Genomic DNA, 19,514 nt, shown 5'->3' on the forward strand with positions numbered 1-19,514 from the left:
GTTTTGCTATTCGTGAAGGTGGTCGTACTGTTGGTGCCGGTATCGTCTCTAAGATCATTGAATAAATAATGCTTGTTGAGTGCTTTCATTATTGAAGGCACTTTGTATAACAGGGAAATAAAGAGCATGAACAGTCAAAATATTCGCATTCGCTTAAAAGCGTTTGATCATAGAATTCTTGATACGTCGACGCGTGAGATTGTATCGACTGCTAAACGTACCGGTGCAAATGTCCGTGGTCCCATTCCGCTTCCGACGCGGATTGAGAAGTTTACGGTCAATCGTGGACCGCATATCGATAAGAAGAGTCGTGAGCAGTTTGAGATGCGAACACATAAGCGTCTTCTTGATATTGTTGATCCAACGCCGCAAACAGTGGATGCGCTTATGAAGCTCGATCTTTCTGCTGGTGTGGATGTAGAAATTAAGCTCTGAGGTTTGAGGACAGAAGGAACAGACCCGATGCGTTCAGGTGTAATAGCACAGAAGCTGGGCATGACCCGTATTTATAATGATGCTGGTGAGCATGTGCCGGTGACCGTACTTCGTTTGGAGAATTGTCAAGTCGTTGCTCAGCGTACAGTTGAAAAGAATGGTTATACTGCTGTTCAATTAGGTGTAGGCTTTGCTAAGGTTAAGAATACTTCACAAGCTCTTCGTGGACATTTTGCTAAGGCTTCTGTTGAGCCTAAAGCTAAAATAGCAGAGTTTCGTGTAAGTCCCGACAATCTTCTTGATGTTGGTACTGAGATTACGGTGGAACATTTTGTTCCAGGACAAAGAGTTGATGTGACTGGTACCAGTATTGGTAAGGGGTTTGCTGGTGTTATGAAACGGCATAACTTTGGTGGGCATCGTGCTTCCCATGGTAATTCGATTACACATCGTGCTCATGGTTCTACAGGGCAGTGTCAAGATCCTGGTAAAGTTTTTAAAGGTAAAAAAATGGCTGGCCATATGGGGCAAGTGCGTGTAACAACACAGAATATTGAAGTTATTTCCACGGATAGTGAACGTGGTTTAATTTTAGTGCGTGGTGCTGTTTCTGGTTCTAAAGGTTCTTGGATTTTGGTACGGGATGCTGTGAAGAAGCCTCTTCCTGATAATGCTCCAAAGCCTGCTGGTATTCGCCGTCTTGTGAAGGAGAAAACGGAAATGGTTACTCCGGTGACGGAAACCTCTGAAGTTGAGGGAGCCTAATAATGGATCTTGTAATTAAAACTCTTGATGGTAATGAAGCTGGCAAATTAAAGGTTTCTGAAGCTATTTTTGATCTTGTTCCACGTGAGGATATTTTGCAACGTGTTGTTCGTTGGCAGCTTGCACGTCGTCAGCAGGGGAGTCATCAATCCCAAGGTCGTTCTGATGTGTCGCGAACAGGGGCAAAAATGTTTAAGCAAAAAGGAACTGGGCGTGCTCGACATTCATCTGCCCGTGCACCGCAGTTTAGAGGTGGGGGTAAGGCACATGGACCAGTGGTTCGTAGTCATGCGCATGATCTTCCTAAAAAGATTCGTGCTCTTGGGTTACGTCTTGCTTTATCTGCAAAATTAAAAGCAAAAGACTTAATTATTGTGGATGAGTTGACTGTTAAGGATGCGAAAACGAAAATGCTTGTTTCTCATTTTTCTAAGCTTGGATTTAATAACGCTCTCTTGATTGGTGGTAAAGAGATTGATATTAACTTTTTTCGTGCAGTCTCTAATATCCCTAATATTGATATTTTGCCTATTCAGGGAATTAATGTTTATGATATTTTGCGTCGCAGCAAACTTGTTTTATCAAAGGCAGCTGTTGAGGCTCTTGAGGAGCGTTTTAAATGACAGATCTTCGCCATTATGATATAATTATTAGTCCAGTTATTACTGAAAAGTCGACTATGATTTCTGAATATAATCAAGTTGCTTTTAATGTCGCGCCGAAAGCGACGAAGCCTGAGATTAAGGCTGCTATTGAAGCGCTTTTTAGCGTAAAAGTTAAAGCAGTTAACACGATAGTCCGTAAGGGTAAAGTGAAGCGTTTCAAAGGTATAGTTGGTCGGCAAAGTGATGTCAAAAAAGCGATCGTAACTCTGGCCAATGGTCAGACTATCGACGTTTCGACAGGTCTTTAAAGAGGCTCGGAGATAGGAATAATGGCACTTAAGCAATTTAATCCAACGACACCTGGGCAGCGTCAGCTTGTTATTGTGGAACGTTCTTGTCTTTATAAGGGAAAACCTATAAAGATGTTGACTGAAGGTTTGTCTTCAAAGGGTGGACGCAATAATCGCGGTCGTGTTACTGCTCGTTTTCAGGGTGGTGGACATAAACGTAGTTATCGGTTTGTCGACTTTAAGCGTCTTAAACGTGATGTTTCGGCAAAGGTTGAGCGTTTAGAATATGATCCTAACCGTACTGCTTTTATTGCTTTAATTCGCTATGAGGACGGGCAATTGAGTTATATTCTTGCGCCACAGCGTCTTGCGGTTGGTGATTCTGTTATGGCTGGTTTAAATGTGGATGTTAAACCAGGTAATGCTATGCCTCTTGCTAATATGCCCGTAGGTACAATTATTCATAATGTTGAGATGAAGCCAGGAAAAGGGGGGCAGATTGCACGTTCAGCGGGTACTTATGCGCAGTTGGTTGGACGAGATCATGGTATGGCTATTCTTCGTTTAAATTCTGGTGAACAGCGTTTGGTTCCTAGTAGCTGTTTTGCAACTGTTGGTGCTGTTTCAAATCCTGATCATGGGAATATTAATGATGGTAAGGCAGGTCGGTCACGTTGGCGTGGTAAACGTCCACATGTTCGTGGTGTTGCTATGAACCCCGTTGATCATCCGCACGGTGGTGGTGAAGGTCGTACATCGGGGGGGCGCCATCCAGTATCTCCTTGGGGTAAGCCTACGAAAGGTAAGCGTACGCGCTCCAATAAAGCCACTGATAAATTTATTATGCGTACGCGTCATCAACGCAAGAAATGAGAAAGGTAGTCTGAAGTGGTTCGTTCAGTGTGGAAAGGTCCGTTTGTTGACGGCTATCTTCTTGGTAAAGCAGAGAAGGTACGTGCAAGTGGGCGCAATGAAGTTATAAAAATATGGAGTCGTCGCTCTACTATTTTACCGCAATTTGTTGGTTTAACTTTTGGTGTTTACAACGGTAATAAGCATATTCCTGTTTCTGTTTCTGAAGAGATGGTTGGACATAAGTTTGGTGAGTTCGCTCCTACCCGGACTTATTATGGTCATGGTGCCGATAAAAAAGCGAAGAGGAAGTAGTAATGGGAAAAGCTAAAGTTTCGCGCCAGCTTAGAGATAATGAAGCAAGAGCTGTCACGCGGACAATTCGTGTTAGTCCGCAGAAGCTTAATTTAGTTGCTGCAATGATTCGTGGTAAAAGAGTTAATGTAGCACTCGCTGATTTGATGTTTTCACGCAAGCGTATTGCTGCTACTGTGAAAAAAACGCTTGAATCAGCAATTGCAAATGCAGAGAATAACCACGATCTTGATATTGATTCGCTTATTGTGGCGGAAGCTTATGTTGGTAAGTCGATAGTGATGAAGCGCTTTCATGTTCGTGGTCGAGGGCGTGCTAGTAGAATTGAACGTCCATTTTCGCATCTTACTGTTATTGTTCGTGAAGTTACCGAAAAAGTGGAGGCCGCGTAATGGGTCAGAAGATCAATCCAATAGGACTTCGTCTTGGTGTTAATCGGACTTGGGATTCTCGTTGGTATGCTGATAGTGGTGAATATGGGCGCCTTCTTCATGAAGATTTGAAAATTCGTTCATATGTGCTGGAGGAGCTTAAACAGGCGGCTATTTCGAAGGTTGTTATTGAGCGTCCTCATAAGAAGTGTCGTATTACGATTCATTCTGCACGTCCTGGTTTGATTATTGGTAAAAAGGGTGCTGATATCGAAAAGCTTCGTCGTAAGCTCTCAGAAATGACGGATGCTGAAACTTCATTAAACATTGTGGAGATTCGTAAACCGGAGATTGATGCCACGATTATTGCGCAATCAATTGCTCAACAGTTAGAGCGTCGTGTTGCTTTTCGTCGTGCAATGAAGCGTGCTGTTCAGTCTGCTATGCGTCTTGGTGCGGAAGGTATTCGTATCAACTGTTCTGGCCGTCTTGGTGGTGCTGAAATTGCTCGTATGGAATGGTATCGTGAAGGTCGTGTTCCACTTCATACCTTGCGTTCTGATGTTGATTACGGTACAGCAGAAGCTAAGACCGCTTATGGTATTTGTGGTATTAAAGTTTGGGTCTTTAAGGGTGAGATTCTTGAGCATGATCCGATGGCTTCAGAACGTCGTGCTACGGAAGTTGATCAATCTGGTTCTTCATCGAATCGTCGCCGTGAAAATGCTTAGTTTTTGAGATTGAACTAAAATTTGGAGTAGAGAACAATGTTGCAGCCAAAGCGCACAAAGTTCCGTAAACAGTTCAAGGGCCGTATTCACGGTGTTGCGAAGGGTGGTACGGATTTGAATTTCGGTGCCTACGGTTTGAAGGCTGTTGAGCCGGAGCGGATTACTGCTCGTCAAATTGAAGCGGCGCGCCGTGCGATTACGCGTTATATGAAGCGTTCTGGTCGTGTATGGATTCGCATTTTTCCAGATCTTCCGGTTACATCTAAACCGACTGAAGTTCGTATGGGTAAAGGTAAGGGAAGTGTCGATTATTGGGCTGCACGTGTTGCTCCTGGACGCATCATGTTTGAGCTTGATGGCGTTCCTGAGGATGTTGCACGTGAAGCACTAAGATTGGGTGCTGCAAAGTTGCCTATAAAAACGCGTTTCATCCAGCGTATTGCTGAATAATGAGGTTAAGCGATGAAAGCCACAGAATTACGGGCGCAAACGCTCGACCAAATGAAAGATGAATTGGCTAAGTTAAAGAAAGAGCAATTTAATTTGCGTTTTCAAAAAGCAACAGGTCAATTAGAAAAGACTGCGCGTGTTAGACAAGTTCGTCGTGATATTGCGCGTATTAAAACTTTTCTTCGTCAAAAGGTAAGTGAAAGTAAGGTTTAAGGAAATGAGAGATGCCTAAACGCGTTTTGCAGGGTGTTGTTATTAGCGACAAAAGTGATAAGACTGTTGTTGTCAAAGTTGAGCGCCGTTATTCTCATCCGCTTCTTAAGAAGACTGTTCGGCAGTCTAAAAATTATAAAGCGCATGACGAAAACAACCAATTCAAGATTGGGGATCAAGTTTCTATTCAAGAATCTAGACCAATTTCGAAAGATAAATGTTGGATTGTTGTAAAAGACAATGTAGCGTAATGAGTTAAGTTTATTGTTTTAGAATTTAACAGTGTTTTTATCATTGATAAATTTAAAGGCGATGACTTTATCGTTATTTGGCAGGCAAATCCGAGTGTATAAAAGGTACAATCGGATATATGTGTTAAGAGAAGGTGGCCAGTCATGATTCAGATGCAAACAAACCTCGACGTTGCTGATAATTCTGGTGCTCGTCGTGTCATGTGCATCAAGGTGTTAGGCGGTTCAAAGCGGAAATATGCTTCGGTCGGTGACATTATTGTTGTTTCGGTTAAGGATGCTATTCCTCGTGGCCGTGTTAAAAAAGGTGATGTTATGAAAGCTGTTGTGGTTCGTACTGCTAAGGATATTCGTCGCGCAGATGGTAGTGTCATTCGTTTTGATAGTAATGCTGCGGTTTTAGTGGATAATAAAAAAGAGCCGATCGGTACTCGTATCTTTGGACCTGTTCCCCGCGAATTGCGTGGTAGGAATCATATGAAGATCATCTCGCTCGCTCCTGAAGTTCTGTAAGGAGTAAATGTTATGCAGAAGATTCGAAAAGGTGATAAAGTTGTTGTTTTATCCGGTAAGGATAAAGGATGTAGTGGTGAGGTAATTAAGGTTAGTCCAAAAGAGAATAAGGCTTTTGTTCGTGGGATTAATATGATTAAACGTCATCAACGTCAAACGCAGAAGCAAGAAGCTGGAATTATTTCTAAAGAAGCTCCGATTCATCTGTCTAATTTGGCGATTGCTGATCCTAAAGATGGTAAGCCTACACGTGTAGGCTTTCGTATGAATGCAGATGGTAATAAAGTGCGTTTTGCCAAGCGTTCGGGAGAGTTGATTAATGGCTGAGGAAAGACAAATACCGCGTATGAAAGCGCATTATTTTGAAGTGATTCGTAAAGCGCTTCAAGAGAAGTTTAATTACAGAAATGCGATGCAAATTCCGCGGATTGATAAAATTGTAATAAATATGGGGATAGGTGAAGCAACTGCTGATTCGAAGAAGCCTTCCCTTGCTGCTGAGGATTTAGGGCTCATAACAGGTCAGAAGGCTGTTGTTACACGTGCGCGTAATTCTATTGCGACCTTTAAGGTTCGTGAAGGAATGCCTCTTGGGGCTAAAGTTACATTGCGTAAAGATCGTATGTTTGAGTTTTTAGATCGTCTTGTTACGATTGCTCTTCCGAGGGTTCGTGACTTTCGTGGTTTGAATCCAAAGAGTTTTGATGGTCGTGGCAATTTTGCTATGGGTATTAAAGAACACATTGTGTTTCCAGAAATCAACTATGATAAAGTTGATCAAATTTGGGGCATGGATATTATTGTTTGTACGACAGCAAAAACGGATGATGAGGCTCGTGAGTTATTGCGTGCTTTTAATTTTCCTTTTCGTTCGTAACGGCAGACATAGTGAGGTGAAAGTATGGCCAAAGTAAGTGCCGTTGAAAAAAATAAGCGTCGTGAGGTGATGGTAAAGCGTTATGCTGCCCGTCGTGCACGTTTGAAAGCAATAGTTATGGATCAGAAGGTTTCTCTTGAAGAACGTTTTAAAGCTTCTGTTCAGTTGGCAGAGTTACCGCGTAATTCTTCGAAAGTTCGTATTCGTAATCGCTGTGAGGTTTCAGGTCGTCCGCGGGCTTATTATCGTAAATTAAAAATGTCGCGAATTGCGTTGCGTGAGCTTGGCTCTATTGGCCATATTCCTGGTATTGTAAAGTCTAGTTGGTAAGAGGAGATTATTTAATGTCTATGTCAGATCCTCTTGGTGATATGTTAACACGTATTCGTAATGCACTTGGTCGTAAAAAAGGTAAAGTAGTTACTCCAGCTTCGAAGCTTCGTGCGCACGTTCTTGATGTTCTTCAGTCGGAAGGTTATATTCGTGGATATAATCAAATTGATTTAGGTGATGGGAAAGCTGAAATTGAAATCGAATTGAAGTATTTTGAAGGGCTGGCTGCTATTCGTGAGATTTCACGTGTATCAAAGCCAGGTCGTCGTGTGTATGTTTCTGCTAAGTCACTTCCACAGGTGGCAAATGGTCTTGGTATTTCGATTTTATCGACTCCTAAAGGCGTCATGGCAGATCATGAGGCGCGTGAACAGAATGTTGGTGGAGAACTCCTTTGTCGTGTTTTCTAAGTTATGTCAAGAAAACGGAAGAAAAAGTAGGTTAGAACAATGTCTCGTATTGGAAAGAAACCCATTTCAATTCCTTCTGGAGTTACTGCTACTGTTGAAGGTCAGCTGGTTAAGGCAAAAGGTCCAAAAGGTGAGCTGAGCTACGTCGTCAATGATGAAGTCTTAGTCAAGTTTGAGGAAAATATCATATCAGTTATGCCGCGGGATCAGTCAAAAGATGCGCGTTCTAAATGGGGTATGTCGCGCTCAATGATTGAGAACATTTTTTGTGGTGTGAAGGATGGTTTTGAAAAGAGATTGGAGATTAATGGGGTTGGTTATCGTGCTGCTTTGCAGGGTAAGGATGTCCAACTATCTCTAGGCTTTTCCCATGATGTGGTTTATAAAGTTCCATCGGGTGTTACTGTAACTGTTCCTAAGCCGACAGAAATTGTTGTTTCTGGAATTGATAAACAGCAAGTTGGACAAGTTGCAGCGGAGATTCGTGAGTATCGTAGACCTGAGCCTTATAAAGGTAAAGGTGTTAAGCATGCAGATGAACGTATCTTCCGTAAAGAAGGTAAAAAGAAATAAGGATTTTGTATTATGGTTTCATCTAAGGACATTATCCAACGTCGTGCAAGGCGTGTTCGTCGTAGAATTAAAATGGTTTCTCATGATCGTCCTCGGCTTAGTGTTTATCGTTCAAATCAGAACATTTATGCTCAAGTTATCGATGATTTGCGGGGATGTACACTTGTTTCAGCCTCTACTCTTGAAAGTGATTTAAAAAAGTCGTTAAAGAGTGGTGCTGATAAAAAAGCAGCTTTTGCTGTTGGTAAGTTAATTGCTGAGCGTGCGAAGCAAGCGGGTGTTAATGAAGTGGTTTTTGATCGTGGAGCGTATGTGTATCATGGTCGAGTCAAGGCTTTAGCTGAAGCTGCTCGTGAAGGTGGTTTGAATTTCTAAAATTTCTTATTTGTGAATGAGTAAGGAGAGTTTAGAGTATTTCGTTTAAGTTCTTCCAGTTTGATGAGGGACTTTGTTATCGTGCTTCCGGAAAAGAAAAAGGAATGAGGAATGGCACAAAAAGAACGTGGTGAGAGAGAAGAACGCGATAATGAATTTGTCGATAGGCTAGTTCATATCAATCGTGTTGCTAAAGTTGTAAAGGGTGGTCGGCGTTTTGGTTTTGCTGCTCTTGTTGTCGTTGGAGATCAAAAAGGGCGTGTAGGTTTTGGACATGGTAAAGCCCGTGAAGTTCCAGAAGCCGTTCGTAAAGCAACGGAATCTGCAAAACGTGGGATGATTTATGTTCCGCTTCGGTCTGGACGTACATTGCACCATGATCTTGAAGGGCGTCACGGAGCTGGGCGTGTTTTACTACGTTCGGCTTCTGCTGGTACTGGTATTATTGCTGGGGGACCGATGCGTGCTATTTTTGAAGCTCTTGGTATGCAGGATGTCGTTGCAAAATCATTGGGATCGTCTAATCCTTATAACATGGTTCGTGCAACATTTGATGCATTGAAACATCAAATGCATCCTAGAGATATTGCTGCTCAACGTGGTATAAAATATTCGACTTTGCAGGCGCGTCGTCGCCATTTAGTTGACCTAGAAGGATAGTTTCTGAGATTATCAGAAAAGGAATTAGGAAATGGTTCAGAAAAAATCTCGGAGTGGTAAAACTATCACGGTGGAGCAAATTGGAAGCCCTATTCGAAACTCACAGATTCAGCGTGCAACCTTAAAGGGGCTTGGACTAAATAAAATGCGTCGTCGGCGCGTTTTAGATGATACACTTTGTGTGCGGGGTATGATTGCTCAGGTTCGGCATCTTGTTCGCGTTATAGATGAAGGTTAAGGGTTGCGGGAGTATTAGATATGAAACTCAATGAACTGCGTGATTGTGAAGGCGCAACAAAAAATCGTAAGCGTGTTGGGCGTGGTATTGGTTCCGGTACGGGTAAGACTGGTGGTCGTGGTGTAAAAGGGCAAAAGTCGCGCTCTGGTGTTTCCCTTAATGGTTTTGAAGGTGGGCAAATGCCTATCTATCGTCGTTTGCCAAAACGTGGATTTAGAAATTTCTTTGCCAAAACCTACAATGAAGTTTCACTAGGACGTATTCAGTTGGCAGTTGATGCAGGTAAGTTGAATATTGAAAAGCCTGTTGATATGATTGCTTTGAAAGAAGCTGGTATTATTCGTCGTGAAAAAGATGGGGTTCGTCTTCTTTCTGATGGTGATTTGAAGGCTAAGATTACCTTTCATGTTTCTGGTGCTTCACAAGCTGCTCGTGTTAAGATTGAAAAAGTGGGTGGTCAGGTTATTTTTCCTGATATTGCTCAATAATTTTTTAATATGAGTAGAGACCTAAAGAAGAGTTACATCTGTTCTGTGGGATCTTTTGTGGAGAATTTTTTAAGTTCTGCATTTATTTGTGTATGCATATATGAATTTTAGGGTTATACTTCTGTGATTTAAAGAACTGGAGTAGTGAAGTGGAGACGTTTTATGGCATCAGCAGCAGAGCAATTTGCTTCCAATATAAACTTCGGTACCTTTTCTCGTGCAACTGAATTAAAGAAACGCATCTGGTTTACTCTGGCAGCGCTTCTTGTATATCGCTTTGGCACTTACATCTCTCTTCCAGGTATTAATATCGATGCTTTACGGCAAACATTCGAACATCACGCGTCGGGTGTATTAGGACTCTTTAATATGTTTGCTGGGGGTGCCGTTGGGCGTATGGCTATTTTTGCGCTAGGTATCATGCCTTATATATCGGCATCTATTATTGTGCAATTGTTAACATCTATTATTCCTTCTTTGGAAACTCTTAAAAAAGAAGGGGAATTAGGTCGTAAGATTATCAATCAATATACGCGTTATGTAACAGTAGTATTGGCGATTCTACAAGCTTTTGGTATTGCGGTTGCGCTTGAAAGCGGTATAGGGACGGGGCTTCAAATTGTTTTAGAACCAGGTCTTATGTTTCGTATTTCTTCTGTTATTACCCTTGTTGGCGGAACGATATTTCTCATGTGGCTTGGCGAGCAAATTACGTCACGTGGTGTTGGTAATGGGGTTTCTCTTATCATTTTTACAGGGATTGTAGCCAATTTCCCTTCTACTTTTGCTCAGCTTTTGACAGCTCATAGTCAGGCTGATTTATCAACTTTTCTTTTAATAGGAATCGTTCTTATTGCTGTTTTGGTTATTGGGCTTATTGTTTTTATAGAGCGTGCGCAACGGCGAATTCTTATCCAGTATCCAAAACGTCAGGTCGGGAATCAAATGTTTCAAGGAGATATGTCGCATCTTCCTTTAAAGTTGAATACTGCTGGTGTTATTCCACCTATTTTTGCTTCCTCTTTATTATTATTACCTGCCACTATTAATAATTTTTCTGATAAAATGCCACAATGGGTTCAGTCGATTTCTTATGCTCTTGGTCATGGACAGCCACTTTATATGATTGTTTATGCATTTTTAATGGCGTTTTTTTGCTTTTTTTATACAGCTATTGTGTTTAATCCAAGTGATACTGCAGATCAGTTGAAAAAGCATTCTGGTTTTATTCCAGGGATTCGTCCAGGTGAGCGTACAGCCGAGTATATTGATTACGTTTTGACGCGTATTACTGTTGTGGGCGCTGTTTATATTATCTTGGTTTGTTTGTTACCTGAATTTATGATATCTGCATTGCAGGTTCCTTTTTATCTTGGGGGAACATCCTTGTTGATTGTTGTTACTGTTACGCTTGATACGGTTGCTCAAATTCAGGGGTATCTTGTTGCCCACCAATATGAAGGGTTGATAAAAAAATCAAAACTTCGTGGAGGTAGAAGGAATCGATGAGAGTTATTCTTTTAGGTCCTCCTGGAGCGGGAAAAGGTACGCAAGCAAAAATGTTGACTGAGGAATATAACATTCCTCATTTATCAACAGGGGATATGTTGCGTGAGGTGATTGCCAAAGAAACGGAGATTGGTAAAAAAGCTAAAGCTATTATAAGTTCTGGTGCTTTGGTTCCTGATAATATTGTTAACCAAATCGTATCAGATCGGATTGATGAAACTGATTGTGTAAACGGTTTTGTTTTGGATGGATATCCTCGAACTGTGGGGCAGGCAGAAGCGTTACAACGGATTTTGCAGTCAAAAAATATGCGGCTTGATGCTGTTATTGAGTTGTGTGTTGATGAAGACGTGTTGATTGAACGTATGAAGAAGCGCGTTGAGGAAACAATAGCGGCTGGTGGACAGGTTCGTTTAGATGACAATCCTGTTGCTTTTACAAAAAGATTAGTAGAATATCGTGAAAAAACCGCTCCCTTATCAAAATTTTATTCAGAGAGGGGAATGTTGAGGGTCATTGATGGAATGATTGGTATTACTGAAGTGACACGCATGATTAGAGGTTTTCTTTCATGAGATTTTTTTTTAGGAATAAATGAAAAGAGTTGACTTTTGAGATGAAATCTATAACAAATAAATTTAATTTATTTTAGTGAAATAATAGGATTCGGAAGAATTTTTTTCTGAGTCTATTTTTTTCTGTAAGGTATATCAGGTATTTTATAACAATTTGTCAAAATAACTAAGGAGAGTAGGCGTGGCTCGTATTGCTGGCGTCAATATCCCGACAAATAAGCGTGTAATTATTGCGCTTCAATATATCCACGGGATTGGACCAAAATTTGCTCAAGAAATTATTGAAAGAGTTGGCATTCCCTTGGGGCGTCGTGTGCATGAGCTTTCAGATGCTGAGGTGCTGCAGATTCGTGAGGCGATAGATCAAGGCTATCAAGTTGAAGGTGATCTTCGTCGTGAGGTTGCTATGAATGTTAAACGTTTGATGGACCTTGGTTGTTATCGAGGATTGCGTCATCGCCGGTCTTTGCCTGTCCGAGGGCAGCGTACACATACAAATGCTCGTACGCGTAAAGGACCAGCTAAGGCAATTGCCGGTAAAAAGAAATAAGAGCCTTTTTGGAAGGTTTTTATATATTCTGTTTCTTGTTTGATTGTTTTGACAAGGAAAAGAAGGTGGAGCTGCTGATGTTACGGCAGTGATGAGATCGTTGAAAGGGAAATTATGGCCAAGGAAGCCACACGTGTTCGTCGTCGCGAACGTAAAAATATTTCATCGGGTGTTGTGCATATTAATTCAACATTTAATAACACAATGATTACTATTACTGATGCTCAGGGTAATGCAATTGCTTGGTCATCTGCGGGGGCTCAGGGGTTTAAAGGTGCGCGTAAATCGACACCTTTTGCTGCTCAAGTTGCTGCGGAGGATTGTGCAAGAAAAGCGCAAGAGCATGGTATGCGTTCTTTGGAAGTTGAAGTTTGTGGACCTGGATCAGGGCGTGAATCTGCTCTACGTGCATTGCAATCTGTTGGTTTTGTCATTACTTCTATTCGTGATGTAACACCAATTCCTCATAATGGATGTCGTCCGCGGAAAAGGCGGCGTGTTTAATTGGGTGTTGTTTTTTGTTGTCGGAGATTTCTCTGATGTTCACATTGGTCGTTACGATTGAATGGTAACGGAACTAAAGAACGGGAATAAAAATATGATCCAGAAAAACTGGCAGGAACTTATTAAACCCAATAAGGTTGAATCATGTGCGCATGATAATCCAAATGTTATAAGTGTGATCGCTGAACCTCTTGAGCGGGGTTTTGGCTTAACGTTAGGAAATGCACTTCGTCGCGTGTTGTTATCTTCTCTTCGTGGTGCTGCTATTACTGCTGTGCAGATTGACGGTGTCTTACATGAATTTTCATCGATTCCAGGTGTGCGTGAGGATGTTACGGATATTATTCTGAATATAAAAGAAATTGCGCTTCGTATGGAAGAAGAAGGTCCTAAACGTGTCGTTGTTTATAAAGAGGGGCCTGGTGTCGTGAAAGCGGGAGATATCAGTACCGTTGGGGATATGGAAATTCTAAATCCAGATCATGTTATTTGTACTCTTGATGAAGATGCTGAAATTCGTATGGAATTTATTGTCAACACAGGGAAGGGGTATGTTCCATCTGATCGTAATTGTGTTGATGATGCACGTATAGGACTTATTCCAATTGATAGTCTTTATTCACCAATTCGTAAAGTGTCTTATAAAGTGGAAAATACGCGTGAAGGTCAAGTTTTGGATTATGATAAATTGACCTTAACGATTGAAACGAATGGTGCGGTTAATGGAGAGGATGCTGTTGCTTTTGCAGCACGCATTCTTCAGGATCAATTATCGTTATTTATTAACTTTGAAGAGCCACAGAAGGAGCCTGTTGAAGAGGCTGATTCTGAGCTTTCTTTTAATCCTGCTCTTCTCAAAAAAGTGGATGAATTAGAACTTTCAGTTCGTTCGGCAAATTGTCTTAAGAATGATAATATTGTCTATATTGGTGATCTTATTCAAAAAACAGAATCTGAAATGCTTCGGACACCGAATTTTGGTCGCAAATCGTTGAATGAGATTAAAGAAGTTTTGGCATGTATGGGGTTACATCTTGGGATGGAAATTCCTGCGTGGCCACCTGAAAACATTGATGATCTTGCAAAACGTTATGAAGATCAATATTAAAATTAGAATTTAAGGAGAGGGCTTATGCGCCACAGTAAGTCAGGACGCAAGTTGAATCGTACTGCCAGTCACCGTAAAGCGATGTTTGCAAATATGGCAACTTCGTTGATCGAGCATGAGCAGATTGTGACAACGCTTCCAAAGGCTAAGGAAATTCGTCCTATTGTTGAAAAACTCGTTACTCTTGGTAAGCGTGGTGGTTTGCATGCGCGTCGGCAAGCAATTGCAGCACTTCGTGATGCAGGAAAGGTTGCAAAATTATTTGATACGCTTGCGCCACGTTATGCATCACGCAACGGTGGATATTTGCGTATTATGAAAGCGGGGTTTCGTACCGGTGATAATGCGCCCATGGCTGTTATAGAATTTGTTGATCGTGATGTTGAAGCGAAGGGTGCTGGGGATCGTGCTCGCATGGAGGCTTCTGAGAATGAAAAGAGGACATCTTCGTAAAGTTTTTTACTCTGTTGGATTTTTAAAGGCCGCCTTGTCTTAGGCGGTTTTTTTGTGAGCATTTTTAAGTTTGTTTTAGTTGAGAAATAGGTGCAGAGAGAAAATTATAGGACATTGAATTATCTTATTTTTATAATATTTATTGTTCAAATAGGTTGTTTTTATTCTCTATTATGAAATATTAATAGAGATCCTTAATTTGCGGGGATGAGTTTTTTATTCTATTAATCTTCAACAGAATGTGCTGATTTTATAAGGAGTGGATTATGAGATATTCTTTTTGGGTGCGGATTTTTTTTGCAATTATGATGCAGATATCATTTGATCATGTATATGCTCATGTACCTCAAACACAAACAGAAATCACTCTTTCATTTGCTCCTTTAGTTAAAAAGACAGTTCCATCTGTTGTAAATATTTATGCAGCTCGACAAATTAGAGCACGCTCACCTTTTGAAGGGGATCCATTTTTTGAGCAGTTTTTTGGTCGTTTTCAAAATAATTTTCCTGTTCGCAAGCAATCGTCATTAGGATCAGGGGTGATTGTTGATGCACGTGGTTTGATTGTTACAAATTACCACGTCATTAAAGATGCAAGCGAAATTAAAGTGGCTTTTTCTGATGGGCGGGAGTTTGAGAGTAAGATCGTGCTCAAAGATGAAGCAACTGATATTGCAATTCTTGAAGTTGAGGAAAAAGATACTCAATTCCCTGTTCTTTCTTTGGGAAATTCTGATGCTGTTGAAGTTGGTGATCTTGTTCTTGCTATTGGTAATCCTTTTGGTGTTGGTCAAACAGTTACAAGTGGTATTGTTTCAGCGCAAGCACGTACACGTGTTGGGATTTCTGATTTTGACTTTTTTATTCAAACAGACGCTGCCATTAATCCAGGGAATTCTGGTGGCGCTTTAATTGATATGAAAGGTCAATTAATCGGAATTAATACAGCTATTTATTCGCGTTCCGGTGGTTCTGTAGGGATTGGTTTTGCTATTCCAGTTAATCTTGTAAAAGTGATGCTTGATACTGTTAAACGCGGTGGAAAATATTTTGTGCCGCCTTATATTGGGGCTTCTTTTCAAAATGTTACACCTGATATTGCTGGTGGTTTAGGTTTAGAACGTCCCTATGGTGCTCTGATTATTGAAGTTATCAAAGATAGTCCTGCTGAAAAAGCTGGATTGAAAGTAGGTGATGTTATTTTGAGTGTGCAAGGGGTACGCGTTGATAGTCCAGATAGTCTTGGGTATCGTTTGATGACAGCTGACGTTGAGCATAGTCTTGCTTTGGAATATTTACGAAATGGAAAAACTTTAAAAACACAAATAACAGTTTCATCGATATCAGAAACTGCATTTTTAAAATCTGAAAAAATTACGGGTGACAGTCCTCTTGCTGGTGCTGAAGTGTTAGATTTAACACCGCAAAATAGTCGACGTTTTCATCTTCCTATATCTGCAAAAGGGGTTGTGATTACCAATCTTGATGACATGAGCAATGCAGCTGGAATTTTTCAGTCAGGAGATATTCTACGTGTTGTAAATGGCCATAAAATTCAAACAGTTCATCAGTTGAAAAAGGTTCTTATGCAAGCTCGTTCGCGTACTTGGCAATTGGAATATGAACGTGATGGTATGTATATTCGCCAATTTATTCGTTGAGGTTTTTTTTGAAGAAAGATTTTTTTACTTCGTCGTTTGATTTTCAAGTTAATAAAAATCAGCCACTTGCAGAAAGAATGCGCCCTTGTTCTCTCAATGATGTTGTGGGACAAAAGCATTTGATTGGAGAGGATGGTTTGCTTTCACGTATGGTGGCAACTGGCTCAATTGGATCGATGATTTTTTGGGGACCTCCAGGGACGGGAAAAACAACCGTTGCACGTTTGTTAGCACTTGAAACAAATTTCGCGTTTGAACAGGTTTCTGCTATTTTTACAGGAGTTTCTGAGCTTAAAAAGATTTTTGAAGTTGCGCAGAGGCGTTTTATATCTGGGGATAAAACACTTCTCTTTGTTGATGAAATTCATCGGTTTAATCGTGCACAGCAGGATAGTTTTCTTCCTGTGATGGAAGAAGGTACTGTGGTACTTATAGGTGCAACAACCGAAAATCCTTCTTTTGAACTTAATGCTGCTCTTCTTTCGCGTGCACGTGTTTTAACATTTCTTTCACATGATCATGAAAGTTTGGACATGCTTTTAAGGCGTGCTGAAGAAGTGGAGGGAAAAACTCTTCCTTTGGATAATGATGCCAGAGACGTTTTGATAGAGATGTCTGATGGTGATGCGCGGGTAGCGTTAACATTGGCAGAGGAAGTTTGGTCTATTGCACCATTGGGAGAGATTCTTGATGTTGTTGCTTTGCAAAAAGTTATTCAGCGTCGTGTGCCCATTTATGATAAAGGACGAGATGGGCATTATAATCTCATTTCAGCGTTGCATAAATCCGTTCGTGGATCTGATCCTGATGCTGCGCTTTATTATTTGGCACGTATGTTGGATGCTGGTGAAGATCCTCTCTATATTGGGCGAAGATTGGTTCGTATGGCCGTTGAAGATGTTGGTTTGGCGGATCCTCAAGCTCTTGTCATTTGTAATGCAGCAAAAGATGCTTATGATTATTTAGGATCACCAGAAGGAGAATTGGCTTTGGCGCAAGCATGTCTTTATGTTGCAACTGCGCCAAAGTCAAATGCAACATATCTCGCGTATAAAGCAGCACTGCGTTGTGCGCGCAAAAATGGCTCTTTATCACCTCCTAAGCATATTCTTAATGCTCCTACGAAATTTATGAAGGAGGAAGGGTTTGGAAATGGTTATTGTTATGACCATGATGAACCAGACGCTTTTTCAGGACAAGAATATTTTCCCGAAAAACTTGGGCGTCAGAGTTATTATAAGCCAGTTGAGCGTGGTTTTGAGCGTGAAATTGTGAAACGTCTTGAGTGGTGGAAACAATTGCGCAAAAAACGTAAAGATCAAAAATAAAATTTGAGTAGAAATACATGTTTTATTGATCTTGGATTTATCTTTTATCTCTTATGTTATTGTATGAGCAGTTTAGCTTATATTTTAAATATTTATTACATTGCTCGTAGAGATTTTTTTTGATATCTTCAAAAGTGCATATTTTTTTATCAAATTTAAATGTGTTATTCAACTTTTAAGCTGCTTTATTTTTGTGGTTTTTATTAAATAATATAATTGATTTATAACGATAACTCACTGTTTTGTAAGTTGAATGAAAGTCCTAAATACCGTGGATTTTACTCATTCCAAGCTTGGTATTTGTTGAAGCAATCAAATCATTCGCTTGTGTGTTATAAGCAGGATTAGCGTGTGATAAAAACTGTACAAGAAAGAACTAAAAATTCTTCTTATGAAGCGTCTCAAGTGCCGAGAGTTGTCGCAACATTGGGGGATGATAAATAGTGTGATGGTGCCGACTTTCTCATTCTTTAGTGTAAAGATGGTGGCTCCCAAAGGGCTTTACAGTATACCGCATTCATGGGTGTTGTCACGAAGTGAGCTTGGGGGTGTTGAGAGATGTTTCTTAAATCAAGTGCATGAATATGCAACACAATGGCGTTTTGTTCTTCGATGCGATAGGGGATGAGGTTGATTGATAATGCGTTTTTGTGTGATCAATAGCAGGAGAATTCTTAGTCACTTAAGTACTTAATCAAAGGGATAAGAAGAAGGGCTGTAGAACATTGTGTTTAAATTTAAATTGTTCCTTTTCTAGAGAGATATAAATATGTTAACTATGCTCTCATAGGGATATTATTTTATTGGAGTTTATTTTGTGTCATAAGATAAGCGATGCCAATTCTTTATTGTGATGGTCATGAATGTTATGGACATAATGTGGAGATAGGAATGGAAATAGTCTGTGAAAATCTAAACTCAAGCCTTTAGTTAAATTAAAAGTACAGTGTACACTTAGGTTTTAGGTTATTATGAATCGGTCAAGGATATAATCGTGGATAAAACAAAAGCTCTCGATGCTGCTCTCTCACAAATTGAACGTTCTTTTGGTAAAGGCTCGATTATGCGTCTTGGGCAAAAAGAGCAGGTTGTTGAAATTGAAACAGTTCCAACAGGGTCGTTATCCTTGGATATTGCTTTGGGGATTGGTGGATTACCGAAGGGGCGTATTGTTGAGATTTACGGACCAGAAAGTTCTGGGAAAACAACATTGGCTTTACATGCTATTGCTGAAGCACAGAAAGGGGGTGGGATTTGTGCTTTTATTGATGCAGAGCATGCGCTTGATCCTATTTATGCGCGTAAGCTTGGTGTTGATTTAGAAAACTTGTTCATTTCTCAGCCAGATACCGGTGAACAGGCATTGGAAATTACAGAAACGTTGGTTCGTTCTGGTGCAGTTGATGTGCTTGTTGTGGATTCTGTCGCAGCTTTAACACCGCGAGCAGAGATTGACGGTGAAATGGGTGATGCTTTGCCCGGATTGCAAGCACGATTAATGAGTAAAGCGTTGCGAAAATTAACAGCAGCAATTTTTCGCTCTAACTGTATGGTTGTCTTTATTAATCAAATTCGCATGAAAATTGGTGTGATGTTTGGTTCTCCCGAAACGACAACGGGTGGAAACGCTTTAAAGTTTTATGCTTCTGTTCGTTTAGATATTCGTCGCATTGGATCCATTAAAGATAGGGATGCAATCGTTGGTAATCAGACGCGTGTTAAAGTGGTGAAGAATAAACTGGCACCTCCATTCAAGCAGGTTGAGTTTGATATTATTTATGGTGAAGGTATTTCCAAAGTAGGTGAATTGATTGATTTGGGTGTCAAGGTTGGTATTGTGGAAAAATCTGGTGCATGGTTCTCTTATAATTCTCAGCGTTTAGGACAGGGGCGTGAGAATGCAAAGCAGTTTTTACGTGAACATGCGGAAATAGCTACAGAGATTGAAGCAGCTTTGCGCCAAAATGCTGGTTTGATTGCGATTGAATTGTTAGAAAATGCAGGGTCAGAAAATATAGAAAGTGATGAAACCATTTGATGGAGCGTTTTTTTCGTCTATAATTTTTTTCTGTTTTTTTGTT

General features: G+C 40.6%; 30 protein-coding genes and 1 pseudogene. All 31 read left to right on the forward strand.

Translation table 11 applies throughout. From position 1 onward, the window contains the following. Positions 1-65 (forward strand): annotated as a pseudogene (locus ACFIKD_RS07720) (elongation factor Tu); the annotation flags it as partial. A gap of 61 nt (positions 66-126) precedes the next feature. After that, positions 127-435 carry a 30S ribosomal protein S10 gene (rpsJ, locus tag ACFIKD_RS07725; protein WP_005773267.1) on the forward strand — a complete coding sequence of 103 codons (309 nt, stop codon included), beginning with the start codon at positions 127-129 and terminating at the stop codon, positions 433-435. 27 nt (positions 436-462) lie between these two features. Beyond that, positions 463-1,200: a 50S ribosomal protein L3 gene (gene rplC / locus ACFIKD_RS07730; protein ID WP_375635841.1), complete on the forward strand. Its 738-nt coding sequence runs from the start codon at positions 463-465 to the stop codon at positions 1,198-1,200. Positions 1,201-1,202: 2 nt separating this feature from the next. Then, a complete protein-coding gene (gene rplD / locus ACFIKD_RS07735) occupies positions 1,203-1,823 on the forward strand; it encodes a 50S ribosomal protein L4 (RefSeq protein WP_015856586.1) in 621 nt (206 codons plus the stop codon). Continuing rightward, a complete protein-coding gene (locus ACFIKD_RS07740) occupies positions 1,820-2,113 on the forward strand; it encodes a 50S ribosomal protein L23 (protein WP_015856585.1) in 294 nt (97 codons plus the stop codon). Before rplD ends, ACFIKD_RS07740 begins: the two co-directional genes overlap by 4 nt. A 21-nt stretch (positions 2,114-2,134) precedes the next feature. Further along, positions 2,135-2,968 carry a 50S ribosomal protein L2 gene (gene rplB, locus ACFIKD_RS07745; protein WP_273788259.1) on the forward strand — a complete coding sequence of 278 codons (834 nt, stop codon included), beginning with the start codon at positions 2,135-2,137 and terminating at the stop codon, positions 2,966-2,968. A gap of 15 nt (positions 2,969-2,983) precedes the next feature. Then, positions 2,984-3,262, forward strand: coding sequence for a 30S ribosomal protein S19 (gene rpsS / locus ACFIKD_RS07750; RefSeq protein WP_004855734.1), 279 nt, complete (start codon positions 2,984-2,986; stop codon positions 3,260-3,262). A gap of 2 nt (positions 3,263-3,264) precedes the next feature. After that, complete coding sequence (gene rplV / locus ACFIKD_RS07755; RefSeq protein ID WP_208439680.1) at positions 3,265-3,654, forward strand: 50S ribosomal protein L22; 390 nt, start codon at positions 3,265-3,267, stop codon at positions 3,652-3,654. Then, positions 3,654-4,364, forward strand: a complete 711-nt coding sequence (gene rpsC / locus ACFIKD_RS07760; protein ID WP_015856582.1) for a 30S ribosomal protein S3 — start codon at positions 3,654-3,656, stop codon at positions 4,362-4,364. Before rplV ends, rpsC begins: the two co-directional genes overlap by 1 nt. Before the next feature lie 36 nt (positions 4,365-4,400). Beyond that, positions 4,401-4,814, forward strand: a complete 414-nt coding sequence (gene rplP, locus ACFIKD_RS07765; RefSeq protein WP_015856581.1) for a 50S ribosomal protein L16 — start codon at positions 4,401-4,403, stop codon at positions 4,812-4,814. A 12-nt stretch (positions 4,815-4,826) separates the two neighbouring features. Then, positions 4,827-5,027: a 50S ribosomal protein L29 gene (gene rpmC, locus ACFIKD_RS07770; protein ID WP_273788260.1), complete on the forward strand. Its 201-nt coding sequence runs from the start codon at positions 4,827-4,829 to the stop codon at positions 5,025-5,027. 11 nt (positions 5,028-5,038) lie between these two features. Beyond that, positions 5,039-5,278, forward strand: coding sequence for a 30S ribosomal protein S17 (gene rpsQ, locus ACFIKD_RS07775; protein WP_012231991.1), 240 nt, complete (start codon positions 5,039-5,041; stop codon positions 5,276-5,278). Positions 5,279-5,422: 144 nt separating this feature from the next. Then, complete coding sequence (rplN, locus tag ACFIKD_RS07780) at positions 5,423-5,791, forward strand: 50S ribosomal protein L14 (RefSeq protein WP_004855715.1); 369 nt, start codon at positions 5,423-5,425, stop codon at positions 5,789-5,791. Positions 5,792-5,803: 12 nt separating this feature from the next. Next, positions 5,804-6,118, forward strand: coding sequence for a 50S ribosomal protein L24 (gene rplX / locus ACFIKD_RS07785; protein ID WP_015856579.1), 315 nt, complete (start codon positions 5,804-5,806; stop codon positions 6,116-6,118). Further along, positions 6,111-6,668 carry a 50S ribosomal protein L5 gene (gene rplE / locus ACFIKD_RS07790; protein ID WP_015856578.1) on the forward strand — a complete coding sequence of 186 codons (558 nt, stop codon included), beginning with the start codon at positions 6,111-6,113 and terminating at the stop codon, positions 6,666-6,668. The genes rplX and rplE overlap by 8 nt, the downstream gene beginning before the upstream one ends. Before the next feature lie 24 nt (positions 6,669-6,692). Then, positions 6,693-6,998 (forward strand): 30S ribosomal protein S14, encoded by a 306-nt coding sequence (rpsN, locus tag ACFIKD_RS07795; protein WP_005773283.1) that lies wholly within the window; start codon positions 6,693-6,695, stop codon positions 6,996-6,998. Between the two features lie 14 nt (positions 6,999-7,012). Next, positions 7,013-7,411, forward strand: a complete 399-nt coding sequence (gene rpsH, locus ACFIKD_RS07800) for a 30S ribosomal protein S8 (protein WP_015856577.1) — start codon at positions 7,013-7,015, stop codon at positions 7,409-7,411. Between the two features lie 39 nt (positions 7,412-7,450). Further along, positions 7,451-7,984 carry a 50S ribosomal protein L6 gene (gene rplF, locus ACFIKD_RS07805; RefSeq protein WP_015856576.1) on the forward strand — a complete coding sequence of 178 codons (534 nt, stop codon included), beginning with the start codon at positions 7,451-7,453 and terminating at the stop codon, positions 7,982-7,984. A gap of 12 nt (positions 7,985-7,996) precedes the next feature. Beyond that, the gene (rplR, locus tag ACFIKD_RS07810; RefSeq protein ID WP_015856575.1) at positions 7,997-8,359 is read left to right on the forward strand and encodes a 50S ribosomal protein L18; all 363 of its coding nucleotides are present in this window, start codon (positions 7,997-7,999) and stop codon (positions 8,357-8,359) included. 111 nt (positions 8,360-8,470) lie between these two features. Continuing rightward, positions 8,471-9,019, forward strand: a complete 549-nt coding sequence (gene rpsE / locus ACFIKD_RS07815; RefSeq protein ID WP_015856574.1) for a 30S ribosomal protein S5 — start codon at positions 8,471-8,473, stop codon at positions 9,017-9,019. Between the two features lie 31 nt (positions 9,020-9,050). After that, positions 9,051-9,257, forward strand: coding sequence for a 50S ribosomal protein L30 (rpmD, locus tag ACFIKD_RS07820; protein ID WP_375635845.1), 207 nt, complete (start codon positions 9,051-9,053; stop codon positions 9,255-9,257). 20 nt (positions 9,258-9,277) lie between these two features. After that, positions 9,278-9,745, forward strand: coding sequence for a 50S ribosomal protein L15 (gene rplO / locus ACFIKD_RS07825; RefSeq protein WP_015856572.1), 468 nt, complete (start codon positions 9,278-9,280; stop codon positions 9,743-9,745). A gap of 162 nt (positions 9,746-9,907) precedes the next feature. Beyond that, complete coding sequence (gene secY, locus ACFIKD_RS07830; RefSeq protein WP_375644759.1) at positions 9,908-11,254, forward strand: preprotein translocase subunit SecY; 1,347 nt, start codon at positions 9,908-9,910, stop codon at positions 11,252-11,254. Beyond that, complete coding sequence (locus ACFIKD_RS07835; protein WP_375644758.1) at positions 11,251-11,829, forward strand: adenylate kinase; 579 nt, start codon at positions 11,251-11,253, stop codon at positions 11,827-11,829. Before secY ends, ACFIKD_RS07835 begins: the two co-directional genes overlap by 4 nt. Positions 11,830-12,010: 181 nt before the next feature. After that, positions 12,011-12,379: a 30S ribosomal protein S13 gene (gene rpsM, locus ACFIKD_RS07840; protein WP_026500557.1), complete on the forward strand. Its 369-nt coding sequence runs from the start codon at positions 12,011-12,013 to the stop codon at positions 12,377-12,379. Between the two features lie 114 nt (positions 12,380-12,493). Then, the gene (gene rpsK, locus ACFIKD_RS07845; protein WP_007347762.1) at positions 12,494-12,883 is read left to right on the forward strand and encodes a 30S ribosomal protein S11; all 390 of its coding nucleotides are present in this window, start codon (positions 12,494-12,496) and stop codon (positions 12,881-12,883) included. A 94-nt stretch (positions 12,884-12,977) separates the two neighbouring features. Further along, positions 12,978-13,991 (forward strand): DNA-directed RNA polymerase subunit alpha, encoded by a 1,014-nt coding sequence (locus ACFIKD_RS07850; RefSeq protein WP_015856568.1) that lies wholly within the window; start codon positions 12,978-12,980, stop codon positions 13,989-13,991. A 24-nt stretch (positions 13,992-14,015) separates the two neighbouring features. Further along, entirely contained in the window at positions 14,016-14,444 is a 429-nt protein-coding gene (rplQ, locus tag ACFIKD_RS07855) for a 50S ribosomal protein L17 (protein WP_273788262.1), read from the forward strand. A 266-nt stretch (positions 14,445-14,710) separates the two neighbouring features. After that, the gene (locus ACFIKD_RS07860) at positions 14,711-16,105 is read left to right on the forward strand and encodes a DegQ family serine endoprotease (protein WP_375647661.1); all 1,395 of its coding nucleotides are present in this window, start codon (positions 14,711-14,713) and stop codon (positions 16,103-16,105) included. Between the two features lie 8 nt (positions 16,106-16,113). Then, positions 16,114-17,433 (forward strand): replication-associated recombination protein A, encoded by a 1,320-nt coding sequence (locus ACFIKD_RS07865; protein WP_375644757.1) that lies wholly within the window; start codon positions 16,114-16,116, stop codon positions 17,431-17,433. A 994-nt stretch (positions 17,434-18,427) separates the two neighbouring features. Beyond that, positions 18,428-19,471 (forward strand): recombinase RecA, encoded by a 1,044-nt coding sequence (gene recA / locus ACFIKD_RS07870; RefSeq protein ID WP_375635849.1) that lies wholly within the window; start codon positions 18,428-18,430, stop codon positions 19,469-19,471. The last annotated feature ends 43 nt before the right edge of the window (positions 19,472-19,514 follow it).

The sequence above is a fragment of the Bartonella sp. CR84HXZ genome, from assembly GCF_042194535.1.
Classification (GTDB): Bacteria; Pseudomonadota; Alphaproteobacteria; order Rhizobiales; family Rhizobiaceae; genus Bartonella; species Bartonella grahamii.